15 protein-coding genes are annotated in these 18701 nt (G+C 49.3%); all 15 read left to right on the top strand.

Annotated elements, in window-relative coordinates; translation table 11 throughout:
* The first annotated feature begins 103 nt into the window (after window positions 1-103).
* The 15 genes from tsf (at window position 104) to ABR335_RS10845 (ending at window position 18694) form a co-directional block, all read left to right on the top strand.
* Window positions 104-988, top strand: coding sequence for a translation elongation factor Ts (gene tsf / locus ABR335_RS10915; protein WP_014095426.1), 885 nt, complete (start codon window positions 104-106; stop codon window positions 986-988).
* Window positions 989-1118: 130 nt separating this feature from the next.
* The gene (gene pyrH / locus ABR335_RS10910; RefSeq protein WP_014095425.1) at window positions 1119-1844 is read left to right on the top strand and encodes a UMP kinase; all 726 of its coding nucleotides are present in this window, start codon (window positions 1119-1121) and stop codon (window positions 1842-1844) included.
* A complete protein-coding gene (gene frr, locus ABR335_RS10905; protein ID WP_026104623.1) occupies window positions 1844-2401 on the top strand; it encodes a ribosome recycling factor in 558 nt (185 codons plus the stop codon). Before pyrH ends, frr begins: the two co-directional genes overlap by 1 nt.
* A gap of 362 nt (window positions 2402-2763) precedes the next feature.
* Entirely contained in the window at window positions 2764-3558 is a 795-nt protein-coding gene (locus tag ABR335_RS10900; RefSeq protein ID WP_014095423.1) for an isoprenyl transferase, read from the top strand.
* Window positions 3555-4358 carry a phosphatidate cytidylyltransferase gene (locus ABR335_RS10895; protein WP_035188483.1) on the top strand — a complete coding sequence of 268 codons (804 nt, stop codon included), beginning with the start codon at window positions 3555-3557 and terminating at the stop codon, window positions 4356-4358. Before ABR335_RS10900 ends, ABR335_RS10895 begins: the two co-directional genes overlap by 4 nt.
* 18 nt (window positions 4359-4376) lie before the next feature.
* Window positions 4377-5522 (top strand): 1-deoxy-D-xylulose-5-phosphate reductoisomerase, encoded by a 1146-nt coding sequence (locus ABR335_RS10890; protein ID WP_014095421.1) that lies wholly within the window; start codon window positions 4377-4379, stop codon window positions 5520-5522.
* A 63-nt stretch (window positions 5523-5585) separates the two neighbouring features.
* Window positions 5586-6845, top strand: coding sequence for an RIP metalloprotease RseP (gene rseP, locus ABR335_RS10885; RefSeq protein ID WP_014095420.1), 1260 nt, complete (start codon window positions 5586-5588; stop codon window positions 6843-6845).
* Between the two features lie 333 nt (window positions 6846-7178).
* Window positions 7179-8888, top strand: coding sequence for a proline--tRNA ligase (locus ABR335_RS10880; protein WP_014095419.1), 1710 nt, complete (start codon window positions 7179-7181; stop codon window positions 8886-8888).
* A 192-nt stretch (window positions 8889-9080) separates the two neighbouring features.
* Complete coding sequence (locus ABR335_RS10875) at window positions 9081-13409, top strand: PolC-type DNA polymerase III (RefSeq protein WP_035181738.1); 4329 nt, start codon at window positions 9081-9083, stop codon at window positions 13407-13409.
* Window positions 13410-13555: 146 nt separating this feature from the next.
* On the top strand, window positions 13556-14023 hold the full coding sequence (gene rimP / locus ABR335_RS10870; protein ID WP_017551543.1) for a ribosome maturation factor RimP: 468 nt from the start codon (window positions 13556-13558) through the stop codon (window positions 14021-14023).
* A 42-nt stretch (window positions 14024-14065) separates the two neighbouring features.
* A complete protein-coding gene (gene nusA / locus ABR335_RS10865) occupies window positions 14066-15265 on the top strand; it encodes a transcription termination factor NusA (RefSeq protein WP_014095416.1) in 1200 nt (399 codons plus the stop codon).
* Between the two features lie 12 nt (window positions 15266-15277).
* Window positions 15278-15571, top strand: a complete 294-nt coding sequence (rnpM, locus tag ABR335_RS10860) for an RNase P modulator RnpM (protein ID WP_014095415.1) — start codon at window positions 15278-15280, stop codon at window positions 15569-15571.
* Window positions 15568-15876: a YlxQ family RNA-binding protein gene (locus ABR335_RS10855; protein WP_013859131.1), complete on the top strand. Its 309-nt coding sequence runs from the start codon at window positions 15568-15570 to the stop codon at window positions 15874-15876. The genes rnpM and ABR335_RS10855 overlap by 4 nt, the downstream gene beginning before the upstream one ends.
* Before the next feature lie 14 nt (window positions 15877-15890).
* Window positions 15891-18419, top strand: coding sequence for a translation initiation factor IF-2 (gene infB / locus ABR335_RS10850; protein WP_014095413.1), 2529 nt, complete (start codon window positions 15891-15893; stop codon window positions 18417-18419).
* The gene (locus ABR335_RS10845) at window positions 18416-18694 is read left to right on the top strand and encodes a DUF503 domain-containing protein (RefSeq protein ID WP_014095412.1); all 279 of its coding nucleotides are present in this window, start codon (window positions 18416-18418) and stop codon (window positions 18692-18694) included. The genes infB and ABR335_RS10845 overlap by 4 nt, the downstream gene beginning before the upstream one ends.
* The last annotated feature ends 7 nt before the right edge of the window (window positions 18695-18701 follow it).

Below are 18701 nucleotides of genomic sequence, written 5' to 3'. Positions count from 1 at the left end.
GCCGCACCTTACCCAAAATATCCCAATAAAAAAGGTGATAAGAAGGTTTGTGCTTATCACCTTTTTTTAGGGAGACGTACATAAACTTGAAGGAGGAAATCCGATGGCAATTACAGCTCAAATGGTGAAAGAACTTCGTGAAAAAACCGGCGCAGGCATGATGGATTGCAAAAAAGCGCTGACGGAAACGAACGGCGATATGGAAAAAGCGGTGGACTATCTTCGTGAAAAAGGGATCGCAAAAGCGGCGAAAAAGGCAGACCGCGTTGCTGCAGAAGGAACCACTTACGTATTAAGCGAAGGCAACCACGCCGTCATTCTCGAAGTCAATGCCGAAACAGACTTTGTTGCAAAAAATGCAGAATTCCAAAACCTTGTAAAAGAAATCGCTGAACATTTGCTTCAAAGCAAACCGGCCGATCTGGATGCCGCTTTACAATCAACAATGGCAAACGGATCGACTGTCAATGATTTTATTACACAGGCGATTTCCAAAATCGGTGAAAAAATTTCGCTCCGCCGTTTTGCCCTGAAAACGAAAACGGATAACGGTGCGTTCGGCGAATACCTCCACATGGGCGGCCGTATCGGTGTGCTCACTGTTCTTGAAGGCACAACCGATGCTTCTGTTGCAAAAGACGTTGCCCTTCATGTTGCAGCGATGAATCCGAAATACATCTCCCGCGACCAGGTTTCGGAAGAAGAAGTGGCCCATGAACGCGAAGTATTAAAACAACAGGCGCTGAACGAAGGCAAACCGGAAAAGATTGTGGAAAAAATGGTGGAAGGACGCTTGAAGAAATACTTCGAGGAAATTTGTGTGGCAGACCAGGCGTTTGTCAAAAATCCGGATCAAACGGTTGGGCAGTTCGTCGCTTCCCATAATGCAAAAGTGGCAGATTTTGTCCGTTATGAAGTCGGCGAAGGCATTGAAAAACGCCAGGAAAACTTTGCTGAAGAAGTCATGAATCAAGTGAAGAAAAACTAGTTTTAAAAGGGGAACACAGTGTGTTCCTCTTTTTAAAAGAAGGCAGGATTTTAACCTTGCAAAAAAAACGCCCCGTTTACCGGCAAAGATGGACCGGGGCAATTTTACATAACCATATTGGAGGTTCAAAATGGACACCCCTAAATATAAACGTGTCGTATTGAAATTAAGTGGTGAGGCATTGGCTGGAGAGCAGGGCTTTGGTATTCATCCGACGGTCATCCAGTCCGTCGCGCGGCAAGTAAAAGAAATTGTCGAGCTTGGCGTTGAAGTGGCGATTGTCGTCGGCGGCGGCAATATTTGGCGCGGCAAGATCGGCAGCCAGATGGGAATGGACAGGGCAACGGCTGATTATATGGGCATGCTCGCCACGGTCATGAATGCAATGGCCCTTCAGGACAGCCTGGAACAGAGCGACGTGGAAACACGCGTGCAGACTTCCATTGATATGCGCCAGGTGGCAGAACCTTATATCAGAAGGCGGGCCATCCGCCATCTGGAAAAGGGTCGTGTCGTTATTTTTGCCGCCGGTACGGGCAACCCGTTTTTCTCCACCGATACGACCGCCGCGCTGCGTGCAGCAGAAATTGAAGCCGATGTCATTTTAATGGCAAAAAATAATGTGGACGGTGTTTATTCTGCCGATCCGAAACTGGACAAAGATGCTGTGAAATATGAAGAGCTTTCATATCTGGATGTCATCAAAGACGGCCTCGCTGTCATGGACTCCACCGCGTCCTCTTTATGTATGGACAATGACATCCCGCTTATAGTATTCTCAATTATGGAGGAAGGAAACATCAAACGCGCCGTCTTGGGCGAAACCATTGGGACAATCGTTAGGGGGAAAATATGATGGCAAATCAGGTCATTGACACTGCAAAAGATAAAATGGCAAAAGCAATCCAGGCTTTTCAGCGCGAACTCGGCTCCATCCGTGCGGGGCGTGCAAACGCGGCCCTGCTCGATAAAATCACGATAGATTACTACGGCGCTAGGACACCTGTAAACCAGCTTGCGTCCATTTCCGTGCCGGAAGCGCGCCTGATGGTGATCCAGCCGTATGATAAAACGGTGCTGGGTGAAATTGAAAGGGCCATTTTAAAATCGGATCTCGGCCTTACGCCGAATAATGACGGTTCCGTAATCCGCCTTTCCATCCCGCCTTTAACGGAAGAACGTAGAAAAGAACTGGTGAAGCTCATCAAAAAAGAAGCGGAAGAAGCAAAAGTTGCCATCCGTAACGTGCGCCGTGATGCCAATGATGAACTGAAAAAGCAGGAGAAAAACGGTGAGATTACAGAAGATGAGCATCGTGGTTTCGCGGAAGACGTTCAGAAAATCACCGACCAGCACATTCAAAAAATCGATAAAATGACAAAAACAAAAGAGCAGGAAATTATGGAAGTCTGACTGCCGGACAAAAAACTTCCGTTGGCAAGCGGCCGATGGAAGTTTTTTATTATGTTATCAGTGCGCGCTTTTCCCGGGAGCATGGAATGTTCCGGTTCTAAAATCCTGTCATATTGCCGGAAAATGGGGCTACACACGCGTTTAAAAGGGGATACAAAGCCGGTTTTCCATACACCCCCAAACCAAATGGCCGGATCGTTTAAAAAACAGAACTACACAAACGCATCCATTTTCTCTATAATAGAGGTTGGCAAATGGAATACAAAGGTCATACCACTTTTGCCGGAAACGACTGAACACGTATGGCCGCGGTACCGTGCATAAAGTTGCAGGCGGATACCATTTGGAGGGCAAATGTGCATATGAATTTAAAAAGATGGAAATCTTTCGATAAAGAAGGCCGCGACACGACAACCCGCGGCGAAAAAGTGAAAGCTGCCGCCATCCCGGAACATGTCGCCATCATCATGGACGGCAACGGAAGATGGGCGAAAAAACGCCATTTGCCGCGGGTGGCCGGCCATCACGAAGGCATGAAAACCGTCCGGAAAATTACCCGTATCGCCAACCGGCTCGGAATCAAAGTATTGACGCTGTATGCTTTTTCAACAGAAAACTGGAAACGGCCAAAATTAGAAGTGGAATACTTAATGAAGCTGCCGGAAGAATTTTTATCCACTTATCTTCCCGAGCTGAAAGCGGAAAATGTGAAAGTGCAGATGATGGGGTGCAAAGAAAAAATCCCGCTTCATACTCAAAGGGCCATCAATAAAGCGATCAGTGAAACGGCGCAAAACGACGGGCTGATTCTCAATTTTGCGTTGAACTACGGGAGCAGGGATGAAATTATGCGCGCCGTGAGAAATATTTTAATGGATGTAAAAAATGGTATAATGAATGAAAACGAGCTGACCGAGGAAGTGTTCCACCAGTACTTAATGACGCACGGCCTGCAGGACCCCGACCTTTTAATCCGGACGAGCGGGGAAATCCGGCTCAGCAATTTTATGTTGTGGCAGCTGGCGTATACGGAGTTTGTGTTTACCGATGTGTTATGGCCGGATTTTAATGAGGAACATTTTTTAAGTGCGATTGAAGAATATCAAAAACGTTCCCGAAGATACGGCGGTTTAAAAAGTGAGGAGCAGTCTGAATGAAGCAAAGAATCATTACAGCCATCGTGGCAGCAGCTTTTTTTATTCCTTTTGTGATATACGGGAGATGGCCGTTTGCGCTGCTCGTGTATGCCATGGCGACCGTTGCGCTATACGAGCTGTTGCGGATGGGAAAACAGTCATTTTTTTCCTTTGGCGGCCTCCTTTCCGTCCTGCTGCTTTGGCTGATTTTATTTCCATCAAAGTATATGCATGTCATCGCACAAACAGGCTTTTCAAAGCTTGAATTGGTGTATATGATCGTGCTGCTTTTTCTTGCCTACATGGTGGTGACGAAAAACCGGTTTACATTTGAGCAGGCTGGTTTCCACATTTTGTCCGCCATCTACATTGGCATCGGCTTTTATTATTTTATTGAAACAAGAAATGCGCCAGATGCGGGCATAACCTATATTTTTTACGCCCTGTTTCTCATTTGGGCAACGGATTCCGGCGCTTATTTCGTCGGACGGGCTTTTGGAAAGCATAAGCTGTGGCCAGAGATCAGCCCGAATAAAACGGTTGAAGGCGCGCTTGGCGGCGTACTGTGTGCGGTCATTGTTGCTGTGCTGTTTTTTTTCTATTCCAATATCGGCCTCGGGCTCGGGCGGCTCATGGTGTCCACGGTCGTCCTCTCCGTTTTCGGCCAGATCGGGGATTTGGTGGAATCCGCGTATAAACGGCATTACGGGGTAAAAGACGCAGGGAAAATCCTGCCCGGGCACGGCGGCATTTTGGACCGCTTTGACAGTTTATTGTTTGTCCTCCCGCTTATCCATTTTTTAAAAATGATGGCGGGATAGAAAAAGAGGTGGATAGCATTGAAGCAAATCAGCTTATTGGGGGCGACGGGCTCCATTGGTACACAAACGCTGGATGTGATCCGGAACCATCCGGAAGCATTCCGGCTCGCGGCCTTTTCAGCAGGGAGAAATCTCAATTTAACGAGGAAAATTATTTCGGAGTTTCATCCGGCGCTTGTCTCTGTCGCTGACAAAGAAGACTGTGCCCGGCTGAAAACCGAATTCGGGGACAGCCCGGTTGTGCTCTACGGGGAAAAAGGGATGGTCGAAACGGCGGTATATGCCGAATCGGATATTTTGGTCAATGCGGTGCTTGGCAGTGTCGGGCTGTTGCCGACTTTGGAGGCGATCCGGGCGGGGAAAACTGTTGCGATCGCCAATAAAGAAACGCTCGTCACAGCTGGCCACCTCGTGATGGATGCAGCAAGGCGCGCCGAAACTGAAATTCTTCCGATCGACAGCGAGCATTCCGCCATTTTTCAATGTTTGCAAGGGGAAAACCGGGATGAGATCGAACGGCTCATCATTACCGCATCCGGCGGCAGTTTCCGTGATTATACAAGGGAACAGCTTGAAACCGTCACCGTAAAAGATGCGCTGAACCACCCGAATTGGTCGATGGGCGCCAAAATCACGGTTGATTCGGCAACAATGATGAATAAAGGGCTCGAAGTCATTGAAGCACACTGGCTGTTCGGCCTTCCCTTTGAAAAAATTGATACTATCCTGCACCGCGAAAGCATCATCCACTCTCTCGTCGAATTCCGTGACAGCAGCGTAAAGGCGCAGCTCGGGATGCCCGATATGCGCATCCCGATTCAATATGCGCTCGGATTTCCAAAAAGGTTGCCGCTACCGGATGCAAAGCGGCTCGATTTGGCGGAAATCGGCCGGCTTCATTTTGAAAAAATGGATGAAGAACGCTTTTACTGCCTGAAACTTGCCTATGAAGCCGGAAAAGCCGGCGGATCGATGCCGGCCGTGCTGAATGCGGCCAATGAGGTGGCGGTCCATGCCTTTTTGCAGGAAAAAATTTCGTTTTTGCAAATTGATCAGTTGATTGAAAAGGCGCTTGCAAGGCATAATGTAATTATACACCCTGATTTGGAAACGATCTGGGCCGTTGACCGTGAGACGCGGGACTATGTGGCCTCGCTCATATAAGCGGGAGCTTGCCCGGAGTTCCTGAAAAAGGCGGAGACTATTTTAAAGTAAGGTGGTATTCATTTGACGACAGTTATAGCCTTTATTTTGATTTTTGGTTCACTTGTCATTTTCCATGAAGCCGGGCATTTCTTTGTTGCCAAAAAAGCCGGGATTTTATGCCGCGAATTTGCGATCGGATTCGGCCCGAAGATCCTTTCGTTTAAGAAAAACGAAACGCAGTATACCGTCCGCCTGCTTCCGATCGGCGGATACGTACGGATGGCGGGGGAAGACCCGGATATGCCGGAGTTGAAGCCAGGCCAGCGGGTTGGGCTGCTTTTCGATGAAAACGAAGCCGTTGAAAAAATCGTGGTGAACGGAAAAGACCGGTATACCGGATTGCGCATGATTGAAACGGAATCTGCAGATCTGGAACGTGCGCTTGTAATCAAAGGCTATGAAGAAGGCGATGATGAACACCTCCGGACGTTTAAAGTGAAAAGGGATGCCGTGCTTGTCGAAGACCGGATGGAAATGCAAATCGCGCCTTGGGACCGCCAGTTTGCCTCCAAATCGCTTGGGAAGCGGGCGCTCACGATTTTTGCGGGCCCGCTCATGAATTTCGTTCTGGCAGCCCTTGTCTTTACCCTTATGGCCGTGGTGCAGGGGGTGCCGATGACCGATCCGGTGCTCGGAACGGTTGTCAAGGACAGTGCTGCGGCAAAGGCCGGGCTGCATAAAGGGGATACAGTGATCAGCATTGACGGTGCCGAAATCTCGACGTGGAATGACATTGTCGACGTGATCCAAAAACACCCTGATGAAAAAATTACGTTTACAGTGGAACGGAACGGCAAAACAATGGACATTCCGGTGACGCCAAAAAGCATTTCAGAGGACGGGAAGACCATCGGGAGAATCGGCGTGACCAGCCCGGTTGACCATTCCCCGCTGAAAGTAGCCACGTACGGCATTACACAGACATACGTTTGGACGGTGGAAATTTTTAAACTGCTTGGCCACCTGATCAGCGGCGGCTTTTCCATTGATATGCTGTCAGGCCCTGTCGGCATTTACAAATCAACAGAGACCGTCGCCAAGTCGGGCATCATTTATTTGTTTAAATGGGCAGGATTGTTGAGCATCAACATCGGGATTATGAACCTGCTCCCGCTGCCGGCTTTAGATGGCGGCAGGCTGCTGTTTTTCGGCATCGAAGCATTGCGGGGCAAACCGATTGACCGGCAAAAAGAAGGCATCGTCCATTTTATCGGTTTTGCGCTCCTGATGCTGTTGATGATTATTGTCACCTGGAATGATATCCAAAGATTTTTCCTGTAAAGTTTCCGGTTTCGAGGGGGTTCCAGCGGGCCCTGTTGCAAAAGGGCCTGCTTCCTTACCTGCTTTACGGAGACGGTTATAAAATGGATTTGCATTTTTGATCCGCCATTAGCCCGGTTTGGCCCGCTCGTCTTCACAAGCAACGCCAAATCTTCGTATTTTTACCGTGCGGATCCCTTTTAAAATCTGCATTTCTAGCACCCTGGCCCGGCTTTTGATTTACAATCTCTTACCATCCAACCTTGGACCTGGTTTGCTGAATCGGGGGAATAGAAACGAAGGAACGTAATCAACGTGACTGATCTATAATAAATGAATACGGGAGTGCGATGTATGAAACAGAGCAAATTGTTTATTCCGACATTGCGGGACGTACCGGCAGAAGCCGAGGTGAAAAGCCATCAGCTGCTGCTCCGTGCCGGTTACATACGGCAAATTGCAAGCGGTGTTTATACGTATTTGCCGCTCGCGAAAAAAGTCTTACATAAAATTGAAGCGATTATCCGCGAAGAATTGGAAGCTATCGGTTCCATGGAATTGCTGATGCCGTCCCTCCAGCCGGCGGAATTGTGGCAGGAATCGGGGCGCTGGTATTCTTACGGGCCGGATTTGATGCGCCTTAAGGACCGGCATGAACGGGACTTTGCGCTCGGGCCGACGCATGAAGAAGTGATCACAAGTTTAATTCGGAACGAAGTAAAATCGTATAAACGCCTGCCGCTTTCTTTATACCAAATTCAAACGAAATTTCGGGATGAAAAGCGCCCGCGTTTCGGCTTGCTGCGCGGACGGGAATTCATCATGAAAGACGCGTATTCTTTCCATGCCAACAAAGAGAGCCTTGATGAGACGTATAAGGATATGTATCGGGCTTATACCAATATATTCTCGCGGTGCAAACTGGATTTCCGCGCCGTATTGGCGGACTCGGGCGCGATCGGCGGGAAAGATACGCAGGAGTTTATGGTGCTGTCTGAAATCGGGGAAGACACCATTGCGTATTCCGACTCATCCGATTATGCGGCAAATATTGAAATGGCGGAAGTGAAGACCGTTTACACAAAGCCGGATGAAGCGGAAAAACCGCTCGAAAAAATTCCGACCCCGGGGCAAAGAACGATCGCGCAAATTGCGGACTTTCTAAAGGCAGATCCTGAAAAATGCCTGAAGACCCTTGTGCTGAAAGCGGATGATGAATATGTCATTGTGCTGGTCAGGGGCGATCATGACGTAAATGAAGTCAAAGTCAAACATCTTCTCGGTTCTGAAACGATTGAAATGGCAGATCCGGAAGCCATCAAGTCGATCATGGGGGCGGATCCCGGTTCGCTCGGCCCTGTCGGCGCGCCGGAACAGATCCGGATTTTGGCCGATCACGCCGTCCGCTATGTAGTCAACGGCATTTGCGGTGCCAATGAGAATGACTTCCACTATGTGAATGCGAATCCGGAGAGGGATTACCGCGTCGATCTATACGGGGATCTCCGCAATATCCAGGAAGGCGACCCGTCACCGGACGGAAAGGGAACGATCCGGTTTGCACGCGGCATAGAGGTCGGGCATATTTTCAAACTCGGCACAAAATACAGTGAGGCCATGCACGCCGCCTTTTTAGACGAAAACGGCAGGGAGCAGGTCATGTTGATGGGGTGTTACGGGATTGGTGTCTCCCGCACTTTAACAGCAGTGTGCGAACAGCATAACGATGATAAAGGGCTTGTTTGGCCTGTCAATCTGGCGCCGTTTGACGTGCATCTCGTTCCGGTAAATATGAAGGATGCCCAACAATCCGCCCTTGCAGAATCGCTCCATGCGGAACTTGAAAAGCAGTTTACCGTCTTGATGGATGACAGAAACGAGCGCCCGGGTGTGAAATTTGCGGATTCCGACCTGATCGGCCTGCCTGTCCGGGTAACCGTCGGGAAAAAAGCGGCGGAAGGCATCGTCGAAGTGAAAATCAGAAAAACCGGGGAAGTGCTCGAAGTGAAAAAAGAGGATTTGGCCGAGACAATTTCTAATATTTTAGCACAACTTGCTTCATGACAGGGGCATCGGCTTACCGGCCGGTGCTTCTCTTCTTTTCCTGCAAAAAAGAGGCAGAAAATGTTTTGCCTGGAAAATTTCAACACCCGAACCTTTCAACACTACCGGGAAAAATTCCGGAAAGATTGCATTCGGGACGCTTGTTTTTTAAGATAAAGATAGATTGAATGAAAAAGGATGGGAGAGGACAAGATGATTGAAAATCCCGCCGGAAAGAAAGAAAGGTTCCAGATTTTGCTCCGGCAGCTGGAACTGCTTGATGACAGGTTTTACGAGCATTTTAAATACGGAGAAATTGAAAAACTAGTTGTGGAACGCCAGTCAAAGCGATGGCATTTTTATTTTTTGCTCGAAAAAATTCTCCCCTTTGAAGTGTACTTGACATTTACAACCCGTTTGCGCCAGGCTTTTCAGCATATTGCCGACGTCCGTTTTTCAATCCGGGCGAAAGACCCTTCTTTTGGGCCGGCGCTGATTGCCGATTACTGGAAAGCGTGCCTAGGAGAACTGGAAGGCATGTCGCCGATGCTTTTGTCCCTACTTGCGGAGCAGGTGCCGTCACTTTCCGGCAATAAGCTGGTGGTAACCGGCCGCAATGAACCGGAAGCAGCGACATTAAAACAAAAATACGGGGAATGGATCGTCCGTTTTTACGAACGGGCCGGTTTTCCGCAGCTGATGTTTGACACGGAAATTTCGGCGGCACCTGAAGCAAGTGAAGCATACGCCAAATTTATGGAAGAAAAGAAAAAAGAAGATGAGGAACGGGCAAAACAGGCCGTTCTCGAAATGCAGAAGCACGTGAATGAGCAACAGAGCGGGGAAGAAACGCACGACGCGGGACCGCTTATGATCGGGCTGAGAATCCCGCCCGATGATGATATCCGCCGCCTTTCCGAGATTGTTGATGAAGAACGGCGGATTACGGTGGAAGGCTATGTGTTTGACGTCGAAACGAAAGAACTGCGCAGCGGGCGGACGCTTTTGACGTTAAAAATCACCGATTATACGAGCTCCATTCTCGTGAAGATGTTTTCGCGGGATAAGGAAGATGCCGCACAATTTGCCCGCGTGAAGAAAGGGATGTGGCTGCGTGCGCGCGGCAGCATCCAGAACGATACGTTTGTCCGTGATCTGGTCATGATCGCCAACGATCTTTCTGAAGTAGCCCCGCGCGTCCGGAAAGACCATGCGCCGGAAAATGAGAAGCGGGTCGAACTCCATCTCCATACGCCGATGAGCCAGATGGATGCGGTCACTTCCGCGTCTACCCTTGTCGCCCAGGCAAAAAAATGGGGCCATCCGGCGATTGCGATCACAGACCACGCCGTCGCGCAAAGTTTTCCGGAAGCTTACAGCGCCGGCAAAAAGAACGGTATAAAAGTCATCTTCGGCGTTGAAGCCAATCTTGTCGACGACGGGGTGCCGATTGCCTATAATGATGCGCACGTCCACCTTGATGAAGCGACATATGTCGTCTTTGACGTTGAAACAACGGGATTATCTGCCGTTTATGATACGATCATCGAAATCGCTGCGGTGAAAATCCAAGACGGCGAAGTGGTCGATACGTTTGAACGGTTTGCCAATCCCGGACGTCCGCTGTCCAATACGATTATTGAGCTGACCCATATTACCGACGATATGTTAAAAGATGCGCCGGACATTTCCGAAGTGTTGAAAGAATACAATGAATGGATTGGCGACGCGGTGCTTGTAGCCCACAATGCTTCGTTCGACATCGGGTTTTTAAACGTTGGCCTGAAAAAAGCCGGGCTGCCGAAATCCAATAACCCCGTCATTGATACGCTCGAACTCGGACGGTTTTTATATCCGGATTTCAAAAACTACCGGCTGAACACGCTCGCGAAAAAATTCAATGTGGAACTGACCCAGCACCACCGCGCAATCTACGATACGGAAGCAACAGGACAAATCTTTTTAAAAATGCTGAAAGACGCCCGTAACCGGGGGATCACATACCATGACGAGCTGAACCAGTATATGGGGGAAGGCGGCGCGTACAAGCGGGCGCGCCCGTCGCACTGCACGCTGCTTGTCCGGACGCAGGAAGGCTTGAAAAATTTATTTAAACTGATTTCTCTTTCCCATATCGATTACTTTTACCGTGTGCCGCGTATTCCGCGTTCCGAGCTGCAAAAGTACCGGGAAGGCATTCTCGTCGGGTCCGGCTGTGACAAAGGCGAAGTATTTGAAGGCATGATGCAGAAAGATCCGGCGGAAGTAGAGGAGATCGCCCGCTTTTATGATTATCTTGAAGTCCATCCGAAAGAAGTGTACGCCCCGCTCATCGACCAGGAACTGATAAGGGATGAAAAGGCGCTTGAAGAAATCATCACGAAAATCGTCAGGCTCGGGGAAAAATTAAATCTGCCGGTTGTCGCAACAGGCAATGTCCATTATTTAAACCCCGAAGACAAAATTTACCGGAAAATCCTGATCAGCTCCCAGGGCGGTGCCAATCCGCTGAACCGGCACCGGCTGCCGGACGTGCATTTCCGCACGACGGATGAAATGCTTGCATGCTTCTCGTTTTTAGGCGAAGAAAAGGCAAAAGAAATCGTGGTTGACAACACGAATAAAATTGCCGGCTTAATCGAGGACGTCAAGCCGGTAAAAGATGAGTTGTACACGCCGAAAATTGAAGGGGCGGAAGAAGAAATCCGCGAGCAAAGCTATAAGCGCGCGAAAAGGATTTACGGGGATCCACTTCCCGAAATTGTCGAAGCACGGCTTGAAAAAGAGCTAAAAAGCATTATTGGTCACGGATTTGCGGTCATTTATCTGATTGCCCATAAACTTGTCAAGAAATCATTGAATGACGGTTACCTTGTCGGTTCGCGGGGGTCTGTCGGCTCTTCGCTTGTTGCAACGATGACGGAAATCACCGAAGTCAACCCGCTCCCGCCGCATTATGTGTGCCCGAACTGCAAGCATTCCGAGTTTTTCAATGACGGTTCGGTCGGTTCCGGTTTTGACCTGCCGGATAAAAACTGCCCGGCGTGCGGGGCAAAATACAAAAAAGACGGCCATGATATTCCGTTTGAAACGTTCCTTGGCTTTAAAGGGGACAAGGTTCCGGATATTGACCTGAACTTTTCGGGCGATTACCAGCCGCGCGCCCACGCCTATACAAAAGTGCTGTTCGGCGAAGAGTATGTATACCGCGCCGGCACGATCGGCACGGTTGCGGAAAAAACGGCCTACGGTTATGTAAAAGGGTATGCCCAGGACCATAATCTGACATTCCGGAGCGCGGAAATTGACCGGCTTGTCCAAGGCTGCACCGGGGTGAAACGGACGACCGGCCAGCATCCGGGCGGCATTATCGTCGTACCGGATTATATGGATATATACGATTTTACGCCGATCCAGTATCCGGCGGACGATCACAATTCGGAATGGCGGACAACGCATTTTGATTTCCACTCGATCCACGATAATATTTTGAAGCTTGATATACTCGGGCACGATGATCCGACCGTCATCCGCATGCTCCAGGACTTAAGCGGGATTGACCCGAAAACGATCCCGACCGATGACCCGGAAGTGATGAAAATTTTCAGCGGGCCGGAACCGCTCGGGGTTACGGAAGAGCAGATTATGTGCAAAACCGGCACGCTCGGCATTCCGGAATTTGGCACAAAGTTTGTGCGCCAGATGCTGGAAGATACAAAACCGACGACTTTTGCCGAACTGGTCCAGATTTCAGGGCTTTCGCACGGAACGGACGTATGGCTCGGCAACGCCCAGGAACTGATCCAAAACGGCACCTGCACCCTGCCTGAAGTAATCGGCTGCCGGGACGATATTATGGTCTATTTAATCTATCAGGGCTTAGAGCCGTCCCTTGCTTTTAAAATTATGGAATCGGTACGGAAAGGGAAAGGGCTCACGCCTGAAATGGAAGAGGAAATGATCAAGCAAAACGTGCCGAATTGGTATATTGAATCGTGCAAAAAGATTAAATACATGTTCCCGAAAGCCCACGCCACCGCCTATGTGCTGATGGCGGTAAGGATCGCTTACTTCAAGGTGTACCATCCGCTGATCTACTATGCGACGTATTTTACGGTGCGCGCGGAGGATTTCGATCTCGATGTCATGATCCACGGCTCGAATTCCATCAAGGCAAAAATCAGTGAAATTAATGCAAAAGGGATGGACGCATCGGCGAAGGAGAAAAGTTTGCTGACCGTGCTCGAACTGGCGCTTGAAATGACGGCGCGCGGCTTCCGCTTCCAGCCGATTGATTTGTACCGGTCGGAAGCAGACAAGTTTGTCATTGACGGCGATTCGCTCATTCCGCCGTTTAATGCGATTCCGGGTCTTGGTACAAACGCCGCGGTCAATATCGTAAAAGCGCGTGAAGAAGGCGAATTCCTTTCAAAAGAAGACTTGCAGCGCCGCGGAAAAGTCTCCAAAACGATTATGGAATACCTTGACGGGCACGGCTGCTTAGAGTCGCTGCCGGAGCAGAACCAGCTGTCGCTTTTCTAAATACGGGTTAAGGCCCGCTGTTTGCTTTTTTTTGCCTGTTATGGTATAGTTTTTTATGGAAATACTACGGATAAACGCTCGTGCGAAAGAGTGGGGCCATCACCCCGCTCTTTCGTGTTTTAAATCGGATTTTTGAGGAGGTCAGCATGAGTAAAGTCGTTGAAGTGGTGGAACAACTGGCATCCCCGGTTGTGGAAGGGCTCGGCCTTGAACTTGTTGATATTGAATACGTCAAAGAAGGAAAAAACTGGTTTCTTCGTGTTTATATTGACAAAGAAAACGGGGTCGATATCGAAGAATGCGGGCTCGTCAGCGAACGGCTCGGGGAAAAGCTCGATGAAGCGGACCCGATTCCCCATAATTATTTCCTTGAGGTTTCCTCCCCGGGTGCGGAACGCCCGTTAAAAAAAGCGCGTGACTTTGAACGTGCTGTCGGCCGGACCGTCCTCGTGAAAACGTATGAACCGCTTGACGGGGAGAAAACGTTCCAGGGAAAATTGATTGCTTTTCACAACGGGTGCCTAACATTAGAATGTAAAGTGAAAACGAAGAAAATCGAGAAGGAAATTCCGTATGACAAAGTGGCCAACGCACGGCTTGCCGTTGAATTTTAAAAATGCATCATTTTTCAAAAAATGAAGGGGGATCCAATTTCCATGAGCTCAGAACTGGTAGATGCGCTTACGATACTTGAAAAAGAAAAAGGAATTTCGCGGGATGTGCTCGTTGAAGCCATCGAAGCCGCGCTTGTATCGGCATACCGCCGCAATTTTAACCAGGCACAGAATGTAAGGACGGATTTAAATCTGGCGAACGGGACGATCCGTGTGTTCGCGCGTAAAGACGTGGTTGAAGAAGTATTTGACCCGCGCCTTGAAATTTCGCTTGAAGATGCCCAGAAAATCAATCCGTCTTATGAAATCGGCGATGTTGTCGAATTGGAAGTCACGCCGAAAGATTTTGGCCGGATCGCCGCACAGACAGCAAAACAGGTTGTCACGCAGCGCGTCCGGGAAGCGGAACGGGGAATCATTTACAATCAATTTATCGACCGTGAAGACGAGGTCATGACCGGGATTGTGCAGCGGAAAGATCCGCGTTTTACGTATGTCAGCCTCGGAAAAACAGAAGCACTGCTGCCGCCGGGGGAACAATCCCCGAATGAAACGTACAACCCGCATGACCGGATTAAGGTCTACATTACAAAAGTCGAACGGACAACAAAGGGGCCGCAAATTTTTGTCTCGCGCACCCATCCCGGCCTTTTAAAACGGCTGTTTGAACTTGAAGTGCCGGAAATTTACGATGGCATCGTAGAAATCCGTTCGATCGCCCGCGAAGCAGGGGACCGTTCGAAAATTTCGGTTTACACCGACCGCCCGGAGGTTGATCCTGTCGGCGCATGCGTCGGGCCTAAAGGGCAGCGCGTCCAGGCGATTGTAAATGAACTTCACGGGGAAAAGATTGATATTGTAAAATGGTCGGACGACCCGGCTAAATTTGTAGCAAATGCGTTAAGCCCTGCAAAAGTGCTTGATGTGCTTGTTGACGAAAACAATAAGGCTACAACGGTCATCGTTCCGGATTACCAGCTGTCGCTTGCAATCGGGAAACGCGGCCAAAACGCCCGGCTTGCCGCGAAACTCACAGGCTGGAAAATTGATATTAAGAGCGAAACGGATGCAAGGGAGTCAGGCATTTATCCGCGTTCTGAAACCAATGATGACATAGACGGGGAAACACCGGGGCTTTTTGATGACGATGATGCCGGCCGCACTTCCGAAGCACTGGCCGTACCGGATGCGAAAGAAGCGGATCTGCCTGAAAACGGCGGGAAAGATGAAGAGATCGAATAAGGAGTGGGGCTGATGGCGACACGTAAGAAAATTCCGATGAGAAAATGCGTAGCAACGGGAGAAATGAAACCGAAAAAAGAAATGGTCCGTATCGTTCGTTCCAAGGAAGGCGATGTTTCGATTGACCCGACCGGGAAAAAGTCAGGAAGAGGCGCCTATCTTTCAAAAGACGAGGAAGCGGTGCTGTTGGCAAAGAAAAAAAATATTCTCTCATCCCATCTTGGTGCCGCTGTAGAAGATGCTTTTTACGATGAAATCATCGCGTTTATTCAAAAGGAAAAAAAGGAGAATAAACAAAAATCATGAACGGGAAGCAGGCAATGTCCCTTTTAGGCCTTGCGTTCAAGGCAGGAAAGATCGTTTCGGGAGAGGAGCCTGTCCTGAAAGAAATCCGGGCAGGCCAGGCAAAACTTGTATTGCTTTCAAAAGATGCCTCATCCAATACGTCAAAAAAAATGTTAGACAAATGCCGTTTCTATCATGTACCGGTACGGTGGATAGAGACGAGGGAAATGCTTGGAAAAGCCATTGGGAAAGAGGCGAGAGTCGCAGTTGCCGTAAGTGACCGCGGATTTGCGGAAAAACTTGCTGAACTGCTCGATGAATCATAGGTGGGGGTGACGACATGAGCAAAATACGTGTTTACGAATATGCGAAAGCTCATCATACATCAAGTAAGGAAATTATCACGAAACTAAAACAAATGAATATAGAGGTATCCAATCATATGTCAATGATCGATGGGGAAACAGTAAGGAAGCTGGATACGGTTTACAGCGGCAAAAATCAGCAGGATGGCAAGAAAAACGGGCAAAACGGGCCGACCAGAAATGAAAGAAGCACCAGGTCCGAAACCGGGGACCGACAAGGAAACAAACCCGAAAACCGCACCCGGCGCGAAAACCAGAAGCCGAATCACGGAAACGGCCAAAACAGCAAAAACCAAGGGGATAACGGAAACAGCAGAAACAATAACAATAACCGCTCTGGCGGCAGCAACCGCAGCGATGGGAAGAGCAGAACGGGCGGCAACAATCGGAATAACAGGAACGGCCAAACCGGCGGCAACAACCGGAGCAATGGAAACACCCAGGCCGCAAGCAACAACCGGAATAACGAAAAAAGCCAGGCTGCAAGTAACAACCGGAATAACGGAAACAGCCAGAACACAAGCAACAACCGGAGCAATGGAAACACCCAAGCCGCGGGCAACAACAGGAATAATCAAAACAGCGGGAACAGCCGGAACAACGGGAATAACCGCAACAGTGGCAATGGAAACCGTAGCAATAACGGAAACCGCGGCAACAACGGACGGCCGTTTAACAAACAAAAGAAAAATAACCGGAAAAATAAAAACTTCAAACCGCAGCCGCAGCCGGTCCAAAAGGTAAAAGAACTGCCTGAAAAAATTACGTTCACAGAATCGCTGACCGTTGCGGAACTTGCGAAGAAGCTCTACAGGGAACCTTCCGAAATTATTAAAAAACTGTTCCTGCTCGGCGTTGCGGCAACGATCAACCAGCAGCTTGACAAAGACGCCATTGAACTGATTGCTTCGGAATACGGCGTTGAAGTGGAAGAAAAAGTGATCGTTGACCAGACGGATCTGGAAACGTATTTTACGGAAGACCGTGAAGAAGACCTCGAAGTCCGCCCGCCGGTTGTCACCATTATGGGCCATGTTGACCATGGGAAAACGACAACGCTCGATTCCATCCGCCATACAAAAGTCACCGCCGGAGAAGCAGGCGGGATTACCCAGCATATCGGTGCATACCAGGTGAAAGTAGGCGGCAAAAAAATTACATTTTTAGACACGCCGGGGCATGAAGCCTTTACAACAATGCGTGCGCGGGGGGCGCAAGTGACGGACATTACCGTGCTTGTTGTTGCTGCCGATGACGGCGTGAAGCCGCAGACAGTGGAAGCCATTAACCACGCGAAAGCAGCCGGCGTTCCGATCATTGTTGCGGTCAATAAAATTGATAAACCGACAGCGAACCCCGAACGAGTCATGCAGGAACTGACGGAATACAATCTGGTTCCGGAAGACTGGGGCGGGGATACGATTTTTGTCCCGATTTCTGCTCTAACCGGTGAAGGGATTGACAATCTGCTTGAAATGATTTTGCTTGTCAGCGAAGTGGAAGAACTGAAAGCAAACCCGAACCGCCGCGCACTCGGTTCGGTTATTGAAGCGCGCCTTGATAAAGGCAGGGGCCCGGTTGCCACTTTGCTCGTACAAAACGGCACTTTGCGCATCGGCGACCCGATTGTCGTCGGTCACACTTACGGGCGCGTCCGTGCGATGGTCAATGATCTCGGCCGTCGCGTGAAAGAAGCAGGGCCGTCCACGCCTGTTGAAATTACCGGTTTAAATGATGTACCGGAAGCCGGCGACCGTTTTGTTGTCTTTGAAGATGAGAAAACAGCCCGCCAGGTCGGGGAAGCGCGGAAACAACAGGCTGTCCAGGCGCACCGTAACGAAACCGCGCGCGTCAGCCTTGACACGTTGTTTGAGCAAATGAAGCAAGGGGAAATGAAAGAATTAAATGTGATTGTCAAAGCGGATGTGCAAGGCTCTGTAGAAGCATTGACCGCCGCTTTGCAAAAGATTGATGTGGAGGGCGTCAACATTAACGTTATCCATACGGGCGTCGGCGCGATTAATGAATCCGATGTGACGCTTGCTTCCGCTTCGAATGCGATTATTATTGGCTTTAATGTCCGCCCGGATAATAACGCCAAACGCGCAGCCGAAACGGAAAAAGTGGATATCCGCCTGCACCGCATTATCTACAAAGCGATCGAAGAAATCGAATCTGCCATGAAAGGGATGCTTGATCCGGAATACAAAGAAAAAATCATCGGCCAGGTTGAAGTGCGGCAGACGTTTAAAGTATCACGGATCGGCACGATTGCGGGCGGCTATGTCACCGACGGAAAAATCACCCGTGACAGCGGCGTGCGCGTCATCCGTGACGGCGTGGTCATTTATGAAGGTGTAATTGATACGCTGAAACGCTATAAAGATGATGTGAAAGAAGTCAACCAGGGATATGAATGCGGGATTACGATTAAAAACTTTAATGACATCAAAGAAGGAGATGTCATCGAGTCCTTTATCATGGAGGAAATTGAAAGAGCATGATTGGGAGCGCCCGTTGCGAATTTCGCATTTATGATGCCCGTTCATTGAAAGAAAAAAGGGCAGTGCTGCAAAGAATATTGACGCGGCTAAAGCAAAAATATAATGTTGCAGCCGGTGAAATGGATTTCCAGGATGCCTGGCAGCGGACCCTCGTTGAAGTCGTGACCGTTGCTTCAAGCCGGGCGGCGGCTGAAAGAGAATTGCAGCGGGCAATTCTCTTTCTGGATTCCTTCCCTGAATGGGAGCGTCTTGAAACAAATATTGAATGGCTATAAATGAGGT

The organism is Heyndrickxia faecalis (genome assembly GCF_040267745.1).
GTDB classification, from domain to species: domain Bacteria; phylum Bacillota; class Bacilli; order Bacillales; family Bacillaceae_C; genus Weizmannia; species Weizmannia faecalis.
Note: the sequence above shows the minus strand (reverse complement) of the source record. Positions and strands in the feature narration are given on the sequence as shown.